Source organism: Mycobacterium sp. 3-98, from assembly GCF_035918355.1.
GTDB classification, from domain to species: domain Bacteria; phylum Actinomycetota; class Actinomycetes; order Mycobacteriales; family Mycobacteriaceae; genus Mycobacterium; species Mycobacterium intracellulare.
In genome coordinates this window covers 2388528-2406690 of sequence record NZ_CP142360.1, presented here as the reverse complement: position 1 = coordinate 2406690, position 18163 = coordinate 2388528, and the positions used below count along the sequence as shown (strand labels likewise).

Genomic DNA, 18163 nt, shown 5'->3' with positions numbered 1-18163 from the left:
TCAGCGAAGGAGATAGGGCATGTTGACGGTGACGGCGCCGGTCGGACAGCGGGCCGCGCAGGGGCCGCAGTACCAGCATTCGTCGACATGCATGAAGGCCTTGCCGGTCTCGGGGTTGATGGCCAGCGCGTCGAGCGGGCAGACCTCCACGCACAGCGTGCAGCCGTCGATGCACAGCGACTCGTCGATCGTCACCGGCACGTCCGCGCGCGTGTTGTTGATCAGCGTCATGGGTTGCTCCTCGTTTCGGCTCGGACAAGATTGCCGCGCATGGTGATTCGGTCGCCGCGCATCCGGATGTACTCGAGGTCGACGGGGGTGCCGTCGGCGAGGCTGGTGAGGCGCTCCAGCATCAGCAGCGCCGCGCCGTCGGGCACCTGCAGCGTGGCCGCCGAGTGCGCGTCGGCGGGGATGGCCTCGAGCGCCAGCGCCGCCGAGCCCAGCCGCTGCCCGCTGACCTCCTCGATGAGCGCGAACAGGTCGTCGGTTTCCAGGGGATGGTTCAACACCTGCCTGCCGATGTCCGGGGCGAGGTAGGTGAGGTCCAGGCTGAGCGGCAGGTCCCCGAGGTAGCGCAGCCGCTCGACGAACACCGCCTGCTCCCCCGGTTTCAGGCGCAACCGGCGGGCCACCGACGGCGGCGCGGTGACCGGCATGGCCGCCCGCACCTCGTTGCGCACCTCGCCGAGATCCTTGAACGTTTCCTTCAGGCCCAGCAGCGCGTCGAGCCCGTGGGCGTACTTGCGCTGCGCGACGTGGGTGCCGACCCTGGGCCCGCGGTCGATCAGCCCCTCGTGCTTGAGGACGGTCAGCGCTTCGCGAACGGTGTTGCGCGAGACCGAGAACTCGGCGGCCAGATCGAGTTCGGCCGGCAGGCCGTCCGGGTAGGCGTCGGCGTGGATCTGCTGGCGCAACACGTCGGCGACCCGGCGGGCGCGGCTGGCCCGCGAGCCCTGAGCGTCCCCGACGGGTACTGGTTGCGCCACGCCGCCACGCTAACGCAGCTCAGGGGCACTTTCCGGGCCGCCGGGCAGCGTCGGCGACGGCCCCCGGCCGCATTGCGCCGGGTCCCGTTCGCGCCCGACCAGCGGAAACCTCGGACCGACGCGCCATTGCGCCACCTGCGGCGATCCGCCGGTGTTGCGATCTGGATGAGCAGAACCCGACGCGCGCGTCAGGTGTTGTCGGCGACCGACGGCACCGCCGGGGCGCCGTTGCGCGCCCCGTTCATGCCGGAGGCGACGGAGGCGTCTGCGGGCAGCTCGAACGCCGCGGTCACCGAGCCCACCGCGGCCGCCGCGGCGTTGCGTTGCGCTTCCATGCGCGCCAGCGCCGTCTCGGTGAAGACCGACAGCCCCAAATCGGGGTTGTAGCCGTGGATTTCCTTGACGTCGAGCTGGGCCAGGAAGTAGACGATCTCCTTGGAGACCACCTGGCCGGGCACCAGCACCGGGAAGCCCGGCGGGTAGGGCACCACGAACGTCGTCGACACCAGCGTCTTGCCCTCGGCCAGCCGCCGGCCGGCCATGCCGATCAGCACGTGCTCGCGATCGGCCTCTTCGTATCCGGCGTAGAACGCCGACCGCATGTCGCCGAAGTTGCATTCGTCGACGGGCCGGAACGCGACGTCGAACTCGCTGAAGTCGGGCAGATGCGGCAGGTCCTCGGTGATCTCCTCGACGTGGCGTTGCTGCAGCGCCCGGTCCGCCACGCTCGCCGCCTTTTCGGTGCGGTCGAAATCGATTGCCACCCTCCGCAACACGTCGAGCAGGTAGTGCACGCTCGACCAGGTGACGCCGATCGTGAAGATCAACAACACGCTGTTGATCGACGTCTTGTTGATCTGGATGCCGAACCGCTCCATCAGGATTTTCTCGCGGAAGTCGTAACCGTTCATCCCGGTCGCGCCGACGAACAGGGTCACGCGCGTCGCGTCCAACACGAACTGGTCGGAGCGCCACGCCTCGTTCCATTCGGCCAGCGCGCCCTGCCTGACCTCGCGGTACGAACTGACCGACGACTCCCGGAATTCCTCGGGCACCAAATCGGATTCGTCGAGGATGCGGAACCACTTGCTGATCAGCCGGTCCTTGCGGACCCGGTGCCGGAAGACCAGCGCCATGTCGTAGACCTGCCGGACGAGTTGGAAACCCTCGATGTCGACCTGGCGGCGGGCCAGGTCCAGCGACGCGAGCAGCTGCTGGTTCGGTGAGGTCGACGTGTGGGTCAAAAACGCCTCCCCGAACGCGTCGCGGGTGAGCGCGTTGAAATCCTCGTCACGGACGTGGATCATCGACGCCTGCCGCAGCGCCGACAGCGATTTGTGCGTGGAGTGCGTCGCGTAGACGCGGACCCGCGCGCTCGCCGGATCGGGCATCAGCTCACGCTCGATCCACTCCGACCGGTCGACCCCGTCCATCGACGCGGCCCATTTCCGGTATTCCTCAACGTATTCCGGCGATGCCAGCATGTGCTCGAGCCGTTCGGCGGCCACCATCGCGGTCCGCTGCCGCGCCCACGGCACCGCCGTCGCGAAGGCGTACCACGCCTCGTCCCACAGAAAGCAGATGTCCGGCTTGATCGCCAGCACCTCCTGCATGACCTGCAGCGGGTTGTAGACGACGCCGTCGAACGTGCAGTTGGTCAGCAGCAGCATCCGCACGCGGTCCAGTTGTCCCGCCGCCTCCAGGTCCAGCAGCGTCTGCTTGATGGTGCGCAGCGACACCGCCCCGTAGATCGCGAACTGCGGCAGCGGATAGGCGTCCAGGTAGAGCGGGTAGGCGCCGGCCAGCACCAGCCCGTAGTGGTGCGACTTGTGGCAGTTGCGGTCGATCAGCACGATGTCGCCGGGCCGGGTCAGCGACTGCACGACGATCTTGTTGGCGGTCGACGTCCCGTTGGTGACGAAGTAGGTGTGGTCGGCGTTCCACGTTTTCGCGGCCTTGTCCATCGCCTTCTTGATGTTGCCGTGCGGGTCGAGCAGCGAGTCCAGACCGCCGGAGGTGGTGGAGGTTTCGGCCATGAAGATGTTGCGGCCGTAGAACTCCCCCATGTCCTGCAGCGACCTGGAGTTGAAGATGCTGGCGCCGCGCGCGACGGGCAGCGCGTGGAACTGGCCGACCGGCGCCGCCGCATACGCCCGCAGCGCGTCGAAAAACGGTGTGGCATAACGATTCCGCAGCCCGGCGAGCACCGTGCTGTGCAGATCGGTGACGTCGTTGAGCCGGTAGAACGTCCGGTCGTAGACGTCGGGCTCGCTGTCGTCGCCCGCCGCGATCGACTCGTCGGTGAGCAGGTACAGGTCGATGTGGGGCCGCAGCTCCCTGATCCATTCGCCGCACTCCACCCAGTCGTTGGCGCGGTCGGGGATGACGCCGTCCGCGTCCTCGTTGGGCCCCAGCAGCGTGTTCATCAGCGGCAGCCGGTCACGCGAGCGCAGCGGCAGGTCGTCGCGGATGATCGCGGCCTGGATCTCCCCGTTCAAAGCGACGGCGGTGATCGCGTCCTCGACGCTGGGGACGACCAGGATCTCGAACTGCACATCGTCGGACGGGCAACGCAGCGCCCGCAGGCATTCGGCCAGGCTGTCCGGCGCCGTGCTGGGGGCGTCGTCGGCGAGCAACACGGTGTAGAAGTGCTGCTGTTTGGCCTGCGCCACCAGCTCCTGGTCATCCAATGGCGCCGAGGTGTCGAAAAGGCCTGCGCGGTCGCCGTATTCGCTCAGCAGCCGCACGGCCAGGGAGACCTCTTCGGTGAGCCGCACCGTGGACAGGCTCTCCAGGTGCGCGCGGAAGACCGCCAGGTTTTCCGCGCCCGGGTACAGCCAGTAGCGCTCGTAGGCGGCGATCCGGTCCATCAAACGCTTCACCCGGGCCACGTCGTGGGTTTTGTCCAAGCCGGCCAGATCCACCTCGGCGAGGTGGCGGCACGCGTCGTCGAGCAGGTTCCAGGTGTCGACCCGGGCGTAGGACGGGTTGGCCACCGCCGCCAGCGCGGAGACTCGAAGTCGTCGCGGCTGGGTGCTGTATCGGATCATGACCTCACCTGTTCTTCTCGGATCGCCGCCGCTGCAGTCCAACTCGTATTGTCAACCCGCCGCGTCCCGACCGTGGCCGTTTCACCTGAGCTTGATCAGCGATCGGGCTCGTCACCTTCGATCATCCGCCGGTTTGCCCGGGCGTCCGCCCACCGCAGCACGGGCAGCTCCCGGCTACGGGACGGCAGGTCGGTGACGTCGCTGAGCGCTCGCACCACTCCCTGCGTCAGGCCCATGATCGCGGCCATCACCGGCAGCAGCGGCTGCAGCGGCCGGGCCGCCGAACGCACCGTGCTGATGCGGCGGGCGACGGCCACCCGTTCGACGCAGTGATACAGCCAGGCGCCCACCCCCAGCGCGAAGATCGAGAGCACCGAGGCGACGATGGTCCACCCGTAGGCGGCGCACACCACGGCACCCACCACCACCGCCGCGGCCAGCACGGCCGCAACGACCAGGCGCAGCTCCAACCGGGTCATGGCTGCGGTCCGTGGTCCTCCGCTGTGCCGGGGGCGTCTGAACCCGCCGCGCCGCGAACGGCCTGGGCGGCCGCCCTGATCTGCGGGGTCACCAGCATGACGTGGCCGAGCACCCCGTTGACGAAGCCCGGCGAGTCGTCGGTGGACAGCTCCTTGGCCAGCTGAACGGCCTCGTCGACGGCGACCGGCTCCGGCACGTCGTCGGCGTAGAGCAGCTCCCACACCGCGACCCGCAGGATGGCGCGGTCCACGGCGGGCAGCCGGTCCAGCGTCCAGCCCTGCAGATGCGAGCTGATCAGGTCGTCGACGTGTGCGGCGTGTTCGCCGACGCCCCGCGCCACCGCCGCCGTATACGGCTGCAGAGGCGCGATTTCGGGGTTCGCCTCGGCGAGCCCGGTGCGGACGTCGACCACCTCCGCGGGGCTCAATCCGCGCGCCTCGGCTTCGAACAACAGGTCGACGGCGCGCTTGCGAGCCTGATGTCGCCCTTTAACGGGCCGGCTCACGCGTTGACACGTCCCAGATAGCTGCCGTCGCGGGTGTCCACCTTCAGCTTGTCCCCGGTGTTGATGAACAGCGGCACCTGAATCTCGGCCCCGGTTTCCACGGTGGCGGGTTTGGTGCCGGCGCTGGACCGGTCGCCCTGCAGGCCGGGTTCGGTGTGGGTGACCTCCATCTCGACCGACACCGGCAGCTCGATGTAGAGCGGCGCCCCGTTGTGGAACGCCACCTGCACCGGCAGACCCTCGAGCAGGAACCGGGCGGCGTCGCCGACCAGCGACTCCGGCAGCGGATGCTGCTCGTAGTCCTGGCTGTCCATGAACACGAAGTCCGAGCCGTCGCGGTACAGGTAGGTGGTGTCGCGCCGGTCCACGGTCGCGGTTTCCACCTTCACCCCGGCGTTGTACGTCTTGTCGACGACCTTGCCTGACAGCACATTCTTCAGCTTGGTGCGCACGAACGCCGGGCCCTTGCCGGGTTTGACGTGCTGGAACTCGACGATCTGCCACAGCTGGCCGTCGATCACCAGCACCAGTCCATTCTTGAAATCGGCAGTGCTTGCCACGGTTCGGTACGTCTCCTCGGGGATGGACAGTCGTCTAGGGAACTGTCTGTGACTTGTCGGCCAGTTTAGAGTGCTCGCCGGCGCGGGCCCGCGGCCCGGGGTCGGGGCGCTGACGGGTGGAACGTGTCAGCGGTGGGCGTGTTGTCCGTCGACCCGGGATGGTTCCTCGTGCGACGCCAACGGCTTGATCATCGTCAACAGCGGGACGCGCAGCGTCACCCCGCTGGCGAACGGCAGCCGCACGGCGAAATAGACGATGTCCATCTCCAGCCGTGTCTCGCGTAGGGGCTGGGCGTACATGTCCCACCGGAAATCCCGCAGGCGCGCCAGCCCCCGTGCCACCCCGTTCACGCCCCCGACCTTACTCGGGCGCGCAACCCCCCCCGAGCTAGGAGAGAACGGCCAGCTCCTTGGGGAATTTGGTCAGCAGTTCCGGGGCCTGCGCGCGGCCCTCTTCCGGCACCACCAGGGTGTCCTCGATGCGGACGCCCCCGCGGCCGGGCAGGTAGACGCCGGGTTCCACGGTCACCACGGACTCGCCCAGCAAGGTGCCGGTGGACGTGGCGCCGATGCCCGGCGCCTCGTGGATCTCCAGACCCACGCCATGGCCCAGGCTGTGGCTGAACTGCTCGCCGTAGCCGGCGTCGGCGATCACCTGGCGGGCCGCGGCGTCCACCCCGCGCAGGTCGGCGCCGGCGCGCAGCGCCTCCCGGCCGGCCCGCTGGGAGTCGACGACCAATTGGTAGATCTCCAGCTGCCAGTCGGCGGCCTTGCCGAGCACGAACGTGCGGGTCATGTCGGAGTGGTAGCCGCCGACCAGCGCGCCGAAGTCGATCTTGACGAAATCACCGGCCGCCAGCGCGGCGTCGGTGGGGCGATGATGCGGGATCGCCGAGTTCGGCCCCGCGCCCACGATGGTCTCGAACGAGATCGCGTCGGCGCCGTGGTCGAGCATCAGGGCCTCGAGCTCCCTGCTGACCTCGCGTTCGGTGCGGCCGGGCCGCAGCCCGCCGCGCGCCACCAGGTCGGTGAGCGCGGCGTCGGCCGCCTCGCAGGCCAGGCGCAGCAGGGCGACCTCACCGGCGTCCTTGACCTCGCGCAACGCCTCGACGGTTCCGGCGGCCTTCACCAGTTCGGTGGGCGCCTTCCGGTCGTTCAGCTCGCCGGTCAGGGCGTCGAATCCGTCGACGGTCACCACGTTGCTTTCGAAACCCAGCTTTCGCGCGCCCGCCGCGGCGGCCTGCCCGACCAAATAGCGCCCCAGCGCGCGCTCGATGGCGACCTCCAAGTCCGGCGCCTGCTCGGCGGCCTGGGTGCGGTACCGGCCGTCGGTCGCCAGCAGGGGGCTTCGATCGTCGGCGAACACCAGCAACGCGCCGTTGGACCCGGTGAATCCGGAGAGATAACGGACGTTGACCAGGTCCGTGACCAGCAGCGCATCCAATCCGCTGGTCTGCAGCCGCGCTCTGAGCCTGTCTCGACGCTGTGAATGTGTCACGGGTCTTGACGGTACTCGCTACGCTTTTGGGCCATGAGTAACTGGATGCTGCGCGGATTGGTGTACGCCGCGGCGATGGTCGTCGTTCGATTGTTCCAAGGTGCGCTGATCAACGCGTGGCAGACCCAGGCGGGTTTGTTCAGCGTGGTGCTGCTGCTGCTGTTCGTCATCGGGGTCGCCGTGTGGGGGGTTCTGGACGGCCGGGCCGACGCCATCGCCAACCCCGATCCGGACCGCCGCGGCGACCTGGCGATGACCTGGCTGCTGGCCGGCCTGGTCGCGGGCCTGCTCAGTGGCGCCGTCTCCTGGCTGATCGCGCTGGTGTACACCGGCCTGTACACCGGTGGGCTGATCAACGAGGTGACGACGTTCGCGGCGTTCACCGCGCTGTGCGTCTTCCTGCCCGGCATCATCGGCGTGACCATCGGCCGCTGGCGGGTGGACCGCAATCCCCCGCCGCGCCGGCCCGGCACTGACGAGGAACGCGCCGACACCGACGTGTTCTCCGCGGTGCGCGCCGACGACGCGCCCACCGGTGAGATTCCCGCGGCCGGCGCCCAGACCGAGGAGCGGACCTCCGCTGTCGCCACCGCCGAGCGCGAGGGGCCCACGGAGACGATGCCCACGGAGGAATCCCCCACCGAGACGATCGCCAAGACCGAGGACGACCCGAAGACCGAGGTCATCCCGTCGGCCCGCGAGGAGCCGAAAAAGGACTAGCCGGCAGCGGCCAAGTAACGCAGGGCGAGCAGATAGCCCTGCACGCCCAGCCCCACGATCACTCCGGTCGCGACCGGGCTGAGGTAGGAGTGCCGCCGAAACTCTTCGCGCGCATGCACATTCGAGATGTGCACCTCGATCAGCGGCGCGCTCAATTCGGCGCACGCGTCGCGCAGCGCCACCGAGGTGTGGGTGAGCCCGCCGGCGTTGAGGATCACCGGTTCGCTCACGTCGGCCGCCGCGTGGATCCAGTCCAGTAGCTGCGCCTCGTTGTCGCTTTGTCGCACAACGGCTTTGAGGCCGAGCCCGGCGGCTTCGCGCTCGATCAGCGCCGCCAGCTGCTCGTGCGTGGTGTCGCCGTACACGTCGGGCTCGCGCCGGCCGAGCCGGCCCAGGTTGGGACCGTTGATCACGTTCACCGTGGTGGTCATGATTGCGCCTCCGCGAGTCCGGCGTACGCCGCCGCCAACAGCGACGGGTCGGGCCCGGCCAGCCGGCCCGGCTTGGCCAGTCCGTCGAGGACGACGAACCGCAGCACCCCGGCGCGCGACTTCTTGTCCCCCGCCATGTATTCCAGCAACTGAGGCAACGCGTCGGCGTCGTAGCTGACCGGCAGGCCGAGCGCGGAGAGGATGGTGCGGTGGCGCTGCGCGGTGGCGTCGTCGAGGCGCCCGGCGAGGCGGGCCAGTTCCGCGGCGAAGACCAGCCCCACCGATACCGCCGCGCCGTGCCGCCACTCGTAGCGCTCCCGGCGTTCGATCGCATGCCCCAATGTGTGCCCGTAGTTGAGGATCTCGCGCAGCTCGGACTCCTTCTCGTCGGCGGCGACGACCTCCGCCTTGACCGCGATCGCGCGACGGATCAGCTCCGCGAGCACCTCGCCGGAAGGGTCCACGGCGGCTTTCGGGTCGGCCTCGATGAGGTCGAGGATCACCGGATCGGCGATGAAGCCCGCCTTGACGATTTCGGCCATCCCGGCGACGAGTTCGTTGTGCGGCAACGTTTGCAGCGTCGCCAGATCGACGAGGACCGCGCGCGGCTGGTGGAACGACCCGACCAGGTTCTTCCCCGCGTCGGTGTTGATGCCGGTCTTGCCGCCGACGGCCGCGTCGACCATGCCCAGCAGCGTCGTGGGCACGTGCACGATGTCGACGCCGCGCAACCAGGTGGCCGCCGCGAAGCCGGCGACGTCGGTGGCCGCGCCGCCCCCGAGGCTGACCAACGCGTCCTTGCGCCCGATCCCGATGCGGCCCAACACTTCCCACAGGAAGCCCACGACCGGAAGGTCCTTGCCGTCCTCGGCGTCCGGGATCTCGATGCGGTGGGCGTCAACGCCCTTGTCCGCCAACCGGCTTCGGATCAGCTCGGCGGTCTCGGCCAGGACCGGTTGGTGCACGATGGCCACCTTGTGCCGGTCGCAGAGCAGCTCCTCGAGCTCCGTCAGCAGGCCGGTGCCGATGATCACCGGGTACGGCGGGTCGACGGCCACCTCGATGGTGACCGGGTCATCATGCGCCCTCACGTGGCCGCCCCCGCCGGTGCCTGCAACCGCGAGACGATGTAGCGGACCACCGCGCCGGGGTTGCGGCGGTTGGTGTCGACGCGGATGGTCGCCGCCCGGCGATACAGCGGACTGCGTTCGGCCATCAGCGCGCGGTATTTGTCGGCGCGGTCGGGCCCGGCCAGCAGCGGGCGCACCGTGTTGCCGCCGGTGCGCCGGACGCCTTCGGTGGCGCTGATCTCCAGGTAGACGACGGTGTGGCCGGCGAGCGCCTCGCGGACGCCGGGGCTGGTGACGGCGCCGCCGCCCAACGACAGCACGCCGTCGTGGTCCGCCAGCGCCGCGCGCACCACGTCCTCTTCGATGCGCCGGAATTCCCGTTCACCGTCGGTGGCGAAGATCTCGTCGATGCGCCGCCCGGTCCGTTGCTCGATCGCCGCGTCGGTGTCGAGGAAGCCGACGTCGAGCGCCTTGGCGAGCCGGCGCCCGATGGTGGACTTGCCCGACCCCGGCAACCCGATCAGGACCGCTTTGGGCGCCATCACGCCGTGCCCCGGGCGGCCGGCGATTCCCGCTCGGCGACCGCCCGGCGATAGGCCTCGACGTTGCGGCGGGTTTCGGCCAGCGAATCGCCGCCGAATTTCTGCAGTGCGGCGCGGGCCAGCACCAGCGCGACCATGGCCTCGACCACCACGCCGGCGGCGGGCACCGCGCACACGTCCGAGCGCTGGTGGATCGCGACGGCTTCGTCGCCGGTCGCCATGTCGACGGTGGCCAGCGCGCGCGGGACGGTGGAAATCGGCTTCATCGCCGCGCGCACGCGCAGCGGCTGGCCGTTGGTCATGCCGCCTTCGAGCCCGCCGGCGCGGTTGGTCGAGCGGACCACGCCGTCGGGGCCCGGGTACATCTCGTCGTGGGCACGGCTGCCGCGGCGGCGCGCGGTCTCGAATCCGTCGCCGATCTCGACGCCCTTGATCGCCTGGATGCCCATGACGGCGGCGGCGAGCTGGCTGTCGAGCCGGTTGTCGCCGCTGGTGAACGAGCCCAGCCCGACGGGCAGGCCCAGGGCGACCACCTCGACCACACCGCCGAGGGTGTCGCCGTCCTTCTTGGCCGCTTCGATCTCGGCGATCATCGCCTTTTCGGCCGCCTCGTCGTACGCGCGGACCGGGCTGGCGTCGATCGCGGCCAGGTCCCCCGGGCCCGGCGGCGGGCCCTCGTAGGGCGCCGACGGGCCGATCGCGATCACGTGCGAGAGCACCTCGACGCCCAGCGCCTGGCGCAGGAACGACCGGGCGACGGTCGCCGCGGCGACGCGGGCCGCGGTCTCCCGCGCGCTGGCCCGTTCCAGGACCGGCCGGGCGTCGTCGAAGCCGTACTTGAGCATGCCCGCGTAGTCGGCGTGGCCGGGCCGCGGCCGGGTCAGCGGGGCGTTGCGCGCGCTGTCGGCCAGCTCGCCGGGGTCGACCGGGTCGGGAGCCATCACGGTCTCCCACTTCGGCCATTCGGTATTGCCGATCTCGACGGCGATGGGCCCGCCCAGGGTGACGCCGTGGCGCACCCCGGACAGCACGCTCACCGCGTCCCGCTCGAACGCCATCCGGGCGCCGCGGCCGTAACCGAGCCGGCGGCGGGCCAACTGCTCCGAAATGTCCAGGGAGGTGACCTCCACGCCGGCGACCATGCCTTCGAGCACGGCCACCAGCGCACGGCCATGCGACTCCCCGGCGGTGATCCAACGCAACACGCGTCCCATCTTCCCATGGCGGCTTCCGAAAGCCGATTCGCGCAGCCCGCGGCCGCGGGGAACCGATGCGGGGACTTTCATCCGCCCTGATTCCAGGGGTGACCACGCGATTCGGTCCGCGGCCGGGCCGGGCCGCCGCGGTCGTGTGCCAGCATCTTGTCTGGTGGGTCAATTTCTCTGGTACATACCGAATACCGTCGAGCCCGGCCATCGCGGCGACGACACCGTCGACGGCTGGGGAAGCCTCGACTATTCCGTCGACCTGGCACAGCGCGCCGAGCAACACGGCTGGGACGGCGCGCTGATCGGCACCGGCTGGGGACGTCCGGACACCTTCACGGTCGCGACCGCAATCGCCGCGCGCACCAACCACTTCGCGCCGCTGGTGGCGGTCCGCCCCGGGTATTGGCATCCGGCGCATTTCGCCAGCGCGGCGGCCACCCTCGACCGGCTCAACGACGGCCGGCTGCTGGTCAACATCGTCAGCGGCGCCGACGATCCGGCCGCCTACGGCGACGCCGAGGTCGACAAGTCACGCCGCTACGACCGCACGCGGGAATTCATCCGGGTGCTGCGCCGGTTGTGGCGCGAGGACGACGTCACCCACCGCGGCGAGTTCTACACCGTCGAACACTCGAGCCTGCAGCCCCGCCCGCTCGGTGCGGCCGAGGGCCGGCACCCGACGCTGTACTTCGGTGGGGCATCGGCGGCCGCCGAGCAGGTCGCCGCGACCGACGCCGACGTCCAACTGTTCTGGGGGGAGCCGCTGGACGGGATCGCCGAACGCATCGACCGGCTGAAGTCGTTGTCCGCCAAGCTCGGTCGCGAGCACGCGCCGCTGGAGTTCGGCCTGCGGGTCACCACGCTGGTGCGCGACACCTCCGAGCAGGCCTGGCGCGACGCCGAGGCCAAGGTCGCCACCCTGGCCGGAACGCCCACCATGCAGCTGCTGCACGACCCGAAGGGATCCGCGGGCCAGCGGCGGCTGTCCGACCTCGCCGCACGCGGCGAGGTGCTCGATTCCTGTCTGTATACGACGCCGAGCAAGTACGGCGGCGAAGGCGCCGGGACGACGTGGCTGGTCGGGTCGGCCGCCGAAGTCGCCGCCGCGCTGCGCAAGTACGCCGACCTGGGGGTCAGCCATTTCGTGTTGTCGGACACCCCGTACAAGTCGGAGACGGTCCGGCTCGGCGACGAGCTGTTGCCGCTGCTGCGCCCCGACGTCGTCGGCAACTGAGGGCGTCAGAGCAGCGACAGGCCGATGCCCGCCGCGGTGGCCAGGCACATCGACGGCCCGTGCGGCACCGTGCGGCCGCCCCGAGCGCCGCCCCGAATCCGGGCGACCATCCCGACCAGCACGGTCAGCAGCGGCGCACCGAACGCCGCCAGGAACCACACGCCGGCGCCGCCACAACCGGTCAGCGCGCCCACGCCGATGGCCAGCTTGACGTCGCCGGCCCCCATCCCGCCCGGCGCCACCCAGTGGACCAGCAGATAGATCGCGCTCAACGCCGCGGCCCCGGCCAGCGCCGACCAGCCGCGCCCGGCCACCCCGGCCCCCGCCAGGATCGCCGCGGCGCCGGTCAGGGTCAGCGCGTTGGGCAAGCGCCGTTGGTGGATGTCGTAGCAGCCCAACGCCGCCAACCAGGCCAGCACCAGGCACCCCGCCGCAATCCGCATGCGCGGCAGGCTAATCCGATGCCTCCAGGGCGCAAGCCATGGCCTCGCGGGGCGCCGGCAGCCCGGTGAACTGTTCGACCTGCGCGAAGGCCTGGTGCAGCAGCATCTGCACGCCGCTGATCACCCGGCCCCCCGCGGCGCTCACCGCGGCGGCCAGCGGCGTCGGCCACGGGTCGTAGACGGCGTCGAGCAGCACACCGATGCCGGCGAAGGTGCCGGCATAGCGGGCGGCCACGTCCGCGGGAATGGTGCTGACCAGCACGTCGGCGGCCGCGACCTCGTCGGCCAGCCCGCCGCCGTCGAGGTCGCAGAACCGCGTCGCGACGCCCATCGCGTGTCCCAGCTCCACCAGCCGGGCCGCCTTGCCGGGATTGCGGGCCACGACGGTGATGCCGCCGACGCCCAGTTGCGCCAGGCCGGCGACGGCCGCCGGCGCGGTGCCGCCCGATCCACAGACCAGCGCCCATCCAGAGGCCGTCGACCCGAGCGCGCCCGCCACCCCGTCGATGTCGGTGTTGTCGGCCCGCCAGCCCGCCGGGGTGCGCACCAGGGTGTTGGCCGACCCCACCCGCTCGGCACGCTCGGTGCGCTCGTCGGCGAACGCCAGGGCGGCGAACTTGCCCGGCATGGTCACCGACACCCCGACCCATTCGGGGCCGAGCCCGCCGACCACCCCGGGCAGCTGGTCGGCGTCGCATTCGATGCGGTCGTAGGTCCAGCCGGTCAGGCCCAGCGCGCGGTAGGCCGCCAGGTGCAGCTGCGGGGATTTCGAGTGGGCGATGGGTTTGCCGAGCACCGCCGCCTTCCGGGGTGCGCCGCTGGCTTGACCGAGCGGCGACCCGCTGCGCCCGGCTTCGCCGCGCTTGCGATCGCCGTCAGCGGGCGGAATCGAGGACACCGTTGTGCTTAGCCAGCTCGATGTTGGCCAGGTGCTGCTGATAATCCTTGGTGAACAGCGTCGTCCCCTGGCCGTCGATGGTGACGAAGTACAACCAGTCGCCGGGTTCGGGGTGCTCGGCGGCGTTGAGCGCGTCGACACCGGGCGAACAGATCGCGGTGGCCGGCAGGCCCTGGGACACGTAGGTGTTCCACGGCGTCTTCTGGGCCCGGTCGCCGTCGGTGGTGGCCACCTCCCGGCGGTCCAGCGGGTAGTTGACGGTCGAGTCGAACTCCAGCGTGTGGTGGGCGTGCAGCCGGTTGTAGATGACGCGGGCAACCTTCGCGAAGTCCTGCGACCTGGCCTCCTGCTGCACCAGCGACGCCACCACCAGGATGTCGTAGGGCGACAGGCCCATGGCCTGGGCGGTGTCGACCAGCCCGGACTTCATGTACTCCACCGCCCCGGCGCCGATCAGGTTCGACAGGATGGTCTCGGGCGGCGCGGACGGATCGACGTTGAAGGTCCCCGGCGCGATCAGCCCCTCGATGCGGCGGTGGTCCTTGCCGAGCTCACCGACGGGTTCGGTGGCCCAGGGCGGCACCGCCAACGCCAAGGGAGAACTGTTGGTGGCGGCCGCGCGCAGGTCCTCCACGGAGACGCACCGCTTACTCCCGTCGAAATCCACGCAGGTGGCCCGCGAGATCAGGGTGAAGATGCCGGGGTTGACCACGTTGGTCTTCATGTCGGTGGTGTCGTCGAGCTGCCGGCCCTCCGGGATGACCAGCCGGCCCACCCGGCTGTCGGGGTCGGCCAGCCGCGTGACGGCGTTGGCGGCCGGGATCTCGGTGCGCATGCGGTAGAAGCCGGGCTGGATCGAGGAGATCTTGCTGTTGCCGTGCGCGGCGTTGACGAACGCGCGGACGGTCTTGATCACGTGCTCGTTTTGCAGCGTCTCCCCGACCATTGTGGTCGAGTCGCCGTCCTTGATCTGAATCACGATGTCGCGCTTGCCGTTTCCGGTGTAGTCGTCACCGGGCCCGAACACGGCGTGCCAGAGCTTGCCGCCGGCGAAAACACCCGCCACCACGATGACCGCCACCAGCGCCAGCGCGGTGCGCAGGACGGCGCGCCGACGCCGGCGGCCCCGCTCCGCGCGATTGCGGGCGGTGCGGCTCGACCTGCGCCGGGGCGGACCCACGGCCTCGGGTTCGGCGCGTTCACGCCGTGCGCTGTCAACCATCGGCACGCTCCCCGGGCCCGGTCAGGGTCGCGCGGCGCTGATCCAGCCAACTCTGCAGGATGGCCACCGCCGCCGCCTGGTCGATCACCGCACGCTGCTCTTTGGCCCGCACCCCGGCCGCGCGCAGCGATCGCTGCGCGCTCACCGTGGTCAGCCGCTCGTCGGCCAGCCGCACGGGCGTGGGTGCGACGCGGTCGGCCAGCGCGTCCGCCAACTCGATCGCGTCGATCGCCGAGGGACCGGTGCGGTCGGCCAGCGTGCGCGGCAGCCCGACGACCACCTCGACGGCCTCGAGTTCGGCGGCCAGCGCCGCCAGCCGGCGCAGGTGTTTGCCGGAGCGGTCGCGGCGCACGGTTTCCACCGGGGTGGCCAGGATGGCGTCGGGGTCGCTGCAGGCCACGCCGATGCGCACGCTGCCCACGTCGACGCCGAGCCGCCGGCCCCGCCCGGGGTCCTGGTCAGGATCGCCGGGCCGGTCGGGCGCGCGGTGCTGTGCGGAAACCACTCAACCGACCCGCGCTATCGCGGTGATCTCCGAGCGGATTGCGGCGAGGGCGGCGTCGATGCCGGTCGGGTCCTTGCCGGAGCCCTGCGCCAGGTCGGCCTTTCCGCCGCCGCGGCCGTCGACCGCCGCGGCCAGCTTCTTGACCAGGTCGTTGGCGCGAAGCCCGAGGTCCTGGGCGGCCGGATTGGCCGCGACCGCATACGGCACGCTTCCGCCCTCGCCGTCGGCGATCAGCGCGACCACCGCGGGATCGCCGCCCAGCTTGCCGCGGATGTCACCGACCAGGGAGCGCAGATCGCCCGCCGTCATCCCGCCGGTCATCCGTTGCGCCACCACCCGGACGTTACCGATGCGCTCCGCGCCGGCCGCGGCGTCGGTGGCGGCGGCCTTCGCGCCGGCCAACCGGGCGCGTTCGAGCTCCTTCTCCGCCGCCTTGAGCCGCTCCACCAGGTTGGCCACCCGGGCGGGCACCTCGTCGGACGGCACCTTGAGCGACGACGCCAGCCCGGCCATCAGCGCGCGTTCCTTGGCCAGGTGCCGGAAGGACTCCAGCCCGACGTAGGCCTCGACCCGGCGCACCCCGGAGCCGACCGAGGATTCGCCCAGGATCGTCACCGGCCCGATCTGCGCGGAGTTGTGCACGTGGGTCCCGCCGCACAGCTCCAGCGAGAAGGGCCCGCCGATCTCCACCACCCGCACCTCGTCGGGATAGCGTTCGCCGAACATCGCGATCGCCCCCATGGCCTTGGCCTTTTCGAGTTGCTCGGTGAACGTGTGCACCTCGAAGTCGGCCTGCACGGCCTGGTTGGTCACCTCTTCGATCTGGGTGCGCTGTTCGTCGGACAGGGCGCCCTGCCAGTTGAAGTCGAAGCGCAGGTAGCCCGGCCGGTTCAGCGATCCGGCCTGAACGGCGTTGGGGCCCAACACTTGTCGCAGCGCCGCGTGCACCATGTGGGTTCCCGAGTGGCCCTGGGTGGCGCCCCGCCGCCATTGCGGGTCGACGGCCGCGATGACGGTGTCGCCCTCCACGAATTCCCCGGACTCGACGTTGACCCGGTGCACCCACAGGGTTTTGGCGATCTTCTGCACGTCGGTGACCGCGGCGCGGGCGCTCCCGCTGGCGCCCGTCCCGCTGATGGTGCCCTCGTCGGCGATCTGGCCGCCGGCCTCGGCGTAGAGCGGGGTGCGGTCCAGCACGAGTTCGACGCGGTCGACCCCCTCGGTGCCGTGCGTGACCACCGGCACCCGCTTGCCGTCGACGAAGATTCCCAAAAGCTTTGCCTCGGACGTCAATTCGTCGAAGCCGGTGAATTCGGTGGGGCCGGCGTCGACCAGTTCGCGGTACGCGCTCAGGTCCGCGTGCGCGTGCTTGCGGGCGGCGGCGTCGGCCTTGGCGCGGCGGCGCTGTTCGGCCATCAGCTCCCGGAACCCGACCTCGTCCACCTGCAGGCCGGCCTCGGACGCCATCTCCAGCGTGAGCTCGATCGGGAACCCGTAGGTGTCGTGCAGGGTGAAGGCGTCCGATCCCGAAATCGCCTTCGCGCCTGAGGCTTTGGTGGTGCCGGCGACCTCGTCGAACAGTTTCGATCCCGCCGCCAGCGTGCGGTTGAACGCGGTTTCCTCGGCGACGGCGATGCGCCTGATCCGGTCGAAATCGGCGACGAGTTCGGGATACGACGGGCCCATCGCGTCGCGCACGGTGGCCATCAGGTCGCCGACGATGGGGCCCTCGATGTCGAGCAGCTTGGCCGAGCGGATCACCCGGCGCAGCAGCCGGCGCAGCACATAGCCGCGGCCGTCATTGCCCGGCGTGACGCCATCGCCGATCAGGATGGCCGCGGTGCGGCTGTGGTCGGCGATGACCCGGTAGCGCACGTCGTCGTCGTGGTTGCCTTCTGGACCTGACAAGCCGTATCCGCGCGGGGCCCGCGCGGCCACGGCGTCGATGACCGGGCGCAACAGGTCGGTCTCGTAGACGTTGTGCACGGCCTGCAGGATGAACGCGACCCGCTCCACACCCATGCCGGTGTCAATGTTCTTGCGGGGCAACGGCCCGAGGATCTCGAAGTCCTCCTTGCCGGTCCCCTCCCCGCGCTCGTTCTGCATGAACACGAGGTTCCAGATCTCGATGTAGCGGTCCTCGTTGGCGATCGGGCCGCCCTCGACCCCGAATTCGGGTCCCCGGTCGTAATAGATCTCCGAGGACGGGCCGCACGGCCCGGGGATGCCCATCGACCAGTAGTTGTCGGCCATGCCGCGGCGCTGGATGCGCTCGTCGGGCAGCCCGGCGATCTCCTTCCACAGCTGCACGGCCTCGTCGTCGTCGAAATAGACCGTCGCCCAGATGCGTTCGGGATCCAGGCCGTAGCCGCCCTGCTCGACGCTGTTGGTCAGCAGGGTCCACGCCAGTTCGATGGCGCGGCGCTTGAAGTAGTCGCCGAACGAGAAATTCCCGGCCATCTGGAAGAACGTGTTGTGCCGGGTGGTGATCCCGACCTCGTCGATGTCGGGAGTGCGGATGCACTTCTGGATGCTGGTGGCGGTCGGGTATTCCGGTGTGCGCGCGCCCAGGAAGTAGGGCACGAACTGGACCATGCCCGCGTTGACGAACAGCAGGTTGGGGTCGTCGAGGATCACCGATGCGCTCGGCACCTCGGTGTGGCCCGCCTTCACGAAATGATCAAGAAACCGTTTCCTGATCTCGTGTGTCTGCACTTTTTCAGTCCGCTTCTTTCTCTTACTTCGACGTCTTGTTCCCAGCCTATTCGCCGGGGTATGGGAAGCCCGTCTAACGACGCATTTCGACCGCTC

General features: G+C 70.3%; 19 protein-coding genes. 2 read left to right on the top strand and 17 right to left on the bottom strand.

Annotated features, from left to right (window positions below):
• The 8 genes from QGN30_RS11955 to QGN30_RS11920 all read right to left on the bottom strand — a co-directional run bounded on the left by QGN30_RS11955 (position 1) and on the right by QGN30_RS11920 (position 7079).
• Positions 1-231 (bottom strand): 4Fe-4S dicluster domain-containing protein, encoded by a 231-nt coding sequence (locus QGN30_RS11955; protein ID WP_014942483.1) that lies wholly within the window; start codon positions 229-231, stop codon positions 1-3.
• On the bottom strand, positions 228-986 hold the full coding sequence (locus QGN30_RS11950; RefSeq protein WP_038536715.1) for a GntR family transcriptional regulator: 759 nt from the start codon (positions 984-986) through the stop codon (positions 228-230). Before QGN30_RS11950 ends, QGN30_RS11955 begins: the two co-directional genes overlap by 4 nt.
• A 188-nt stretch (positions 987-1174) precedes the next feature.
• Positions 1175-4036, bottom strand: coding sequence for an aminotransferase class I/II-fold pyridoxal phosphate-dependent enzyme (locus QGN30_RS11945; protein WP_038536717.1), 2862 nt, complete (start codon positions 4034-4036; stop codon positions 1175-1177).
• A gap of 95 nt (positions 4037-4131) precedes the next feature.
• On the bottom strand, positions 4132-4515 hold the full coding sequence (locus tag QGN30_RS11940) for a hypothetical protein (protein WP_038536719.1): 384 nt from the start codon (positions 4513-4515) through the stop codon (positions 4132-4134).
• Complete coding sequence (gene nusB, locus QGN30_RS11935; RefSeq protein ID WP_008258232.1) at positions 4512-5021, bottom strand: transcription antitermination factor NusB; 510 nt, start codon at positions 5019-5021, stop codon at positions 4512-4514. Before nusB ends, QGN30_RS11940 begins: the two co-directional genes overlap by 4 nt.
• Positions 5018-5581, bottom strand: coding sequence for an elongation factor P (gene efp, locus QGN30_RS11930; protein WP_007171952.1), 564 nt, complete (start codon positions 5579-5581; stop codon positions 5018-5020). Before efp ends, nusB begins: the two co-directional genes overlap by 4 nt.
• Before the next feature lie 126 nt (positions 5582-5707).
• Positions 5708-5932 (bottom strand): hypothetical protein, encoded by a 225-nt coding sequence (locus tag QGN30_RS11925; protein WP_008258233.1) that lies wholly within the window; start codon positions 5930-5932, stop codon positions 5708-5710.
• 37 nt (positions 5933-5969) lie between these two features.
• On the bottom strand, positions 5970-7079 hold the full coding sequence (locus tag QGN30_RS11920) for a M24 family metallopeptidase (RefSeq protein WP_038536721.1): 1110 nt from the start codon (positions 7077-7079) through the stop codon (positions 5970-5972).
• Between the two features lie 33 nt (positions 7080-7112).
• On the opposite strand from QGN30_RS11920, the gene QGN30_RS11915 reads away from it, so the two are divergent.
• Positions 7113-7799: a B-4DMT family transporter gene (locus QGN30_RS11915; protein ID WP_009955904.1), complete on the top strand. Its 687-nt coding sequence runs from the start codon at positions 7113-7115 to the stop codon at positions 7797-7799.
• On the opposite strand, the gene aroQ is transcribed toward QGN30_RS11915, so the two are convergent.
• From aroQ to aroC, 4 genes are read right to left on the bottom strand one after another with little or no spacing between them, the layout of a single operon-like run.
• Entirely contained in the window at positions 7796-8230 is a 435-nt protein-coding gene (aroQ, locus tag QGN30_RS11910; protein ID WP_038536723.1) for a type II 3-dehydroquinate dehydratase, read from the bottom strand. The two genes, QGN30_RS11915 and aroQ, sit on opposite strands and share 4 nt — an antisense overlap.
• Entirely contained in the window at positions 8227-9321 is a 1095-nt protein-coding gene (aroB, locus tag QGN30_RS11905) for a 3-dehydroquinate synthase (protein WP_042792045.1), read from the bottom strand. The genes aroQ and aroB overlap by 4 nt, the downstream gene beginning before the upstream one ends.
• Positions 9318-9842, bottom strand: a complete 525-nt coding sequence (locus QGN30_RS11900; RefSeq protein ID WP_008258238.1) for a shikimate kinase — start codon at positions 9840-9842, stop codon at positions 9318-9320. The genes aroB and QGN30_RS11900 overlap by 4 nt, the downstream gene beginning before the upstream one ends.
• A complete protein-coding gene (aroC, locus tag QGN30_RS11895; protein WP_008258240.1) occupies positions 9842-11047 on the bottom strand; it encodes a chorismate synthase in 1206 nt (401 codons plus the stop codon). The genes QGN30_RS11900 and aroC overlap by 1 nt, the downstream gene beginning before the upstream one ends.
• A gap of 163 nt (positions 11048-11210) precedes the next feature.
• On the opposite strand from aroC, the gene QGN30_RS11890 reads away from it, so the two are divergent.
• Positions 11211-12284, top strand: a complete 1074-nt coding sequence (locus tag QGN30_RS11890; protein WP_038536726.1) for an LLM class flavin-dependent oxidoreductase — start codon at positions 11211-11213, stop codon at positions 12282-12284.
• A gap of 5 nt (positions 12285-12289) precedes the next feature.
• Here QGN30_RS11890 and QGN30_RS11885 read toward each other — a convergent pair whose 3' ends face one another.
• The 5 genes from QGN30_RS11885 to alaS all read right to left on the bottom strand — a co-directional run bounded on the left by QGN30_RS11885 (position 12290) and on the right by alaS (position 18067).
• Positions 12290-12727, bottom strand: a complete 438-nt coding sequence (locus QGN30_RS11885; protein ID WP_042792044.1) for a prepilin peptidase — start codon at positions 12725-12727, stop codon at positions 12290-12292.
• A gap of 10 nt (positions 12728-12737) precedes the next feature.
• Positions 12738-13523 carry a shikimate dehydrogenase gene (locus tag QGN30_RS11880; RefSeq protein WP_248913659.1) on the bottom strand — a complete coding sequence of 262 codons (786 nt, stop codon included), beginning with the start codon at positions 13521-13523 and terminating at the stop codon, positions 12738-12740.
• A gap of 79 nt (positions 13524-13602) precedes the next feature.
• Complete coding sequence (gene mltG / locus QGN30_RS11875) at positions 13603-14847, bottom strand: endolytic transglycosylase MltG (RefSeq protein WP_038538707.1); 1245 nt, start codon at positions 14845-14847, stop codon at positions 13603-13605.
• A complete protein-coding gene (gene ruvX / locus QGN30_RS11870) occupies positions 14840-15352 on the bottom strand; it encodes a Holliday junction resolvase RuvX (protein ID WP_008258252.1) in 513 nt (170 codons plus the stop codon). The genes mltG and ruvX overlap by 8 nt, the downstream gene beginning before the upstream one ends.
• Positions 15353-18067, bottom strand: a complete 2715-nt coding sequence (gene alaS, locus QGN30_RS11865) for an alanine--tRNA ligase (RefSeq protein WP_038536733.1) — start codon at positions 18065-18067, stop codon at positions 15353-15355.
• Positions 18068-18163: the final 96 nt, after the last annotated feature.

What these genes read in the sequence shown, in the direction of transcription:
- QGN30_RS11955 (WP_014942483.1), bottom strand. Translation starts at nt 231, where the DNA reads ATGACGCTGATCAACAACACGCGCGCGGACGTGCCGGTGACGATCGAC.
- QGN30_RS11945 (WP_038536717.1), bottom strand. Translation starts at nt 4,036, where the DNA reads ATGATCCGATACAGCACCCAGCCGCGACGACTTCGAGTCTCCGCGCTG.
- QGN30_RS11940 (WP_038536719.1), bottom strand. Translation starts at nt 4,515, where the DNA reads ATGACCCGGTTGGAGCTGCGCCTGGTCGTTGCGGCCGTGCTGGCCGCG.
- QGN30_RS11915 (WP_009955904.1), top strand. Translation starts at nt 7,113, where the DNA reads ATGAGTAACTGGATGCTGCGCGGATTGGTGTACGCCGCGGCGATGGTC.
- aroQ (WP_038536723.1), bottom strand. Translation starts at nt 8,230, where the DNA reads ATGACCACCACGGTGAACGTGATCAACGGTCCCAACCTGGGCCGGCTC.
- QGN30_RS11900 (WP_008258238.1), bottom strand. Translation starts at nt 9,842, where the DNA reads ATGGCGCCCAAAGCGGTCCTGATCGGGTTGCCGGGGTCGGGCAAGTCC.
- QGN30_RS11885 (WP_042792044.1), bottom strand. Translation starts at nt 12,727, where the DNA reads ATGCGGATTGCGGCGGGGTGCCTGGTGCTGGCCTGGTTGGCGGCGTTG.
- mltG (WP_038538707.1), bottom strand. Translation starts at nt 14,847, where the DNA reads ATGGTTGACAGCGCACGGCGTGAACGCGCCGAACCCGAGGCCGTGGGT.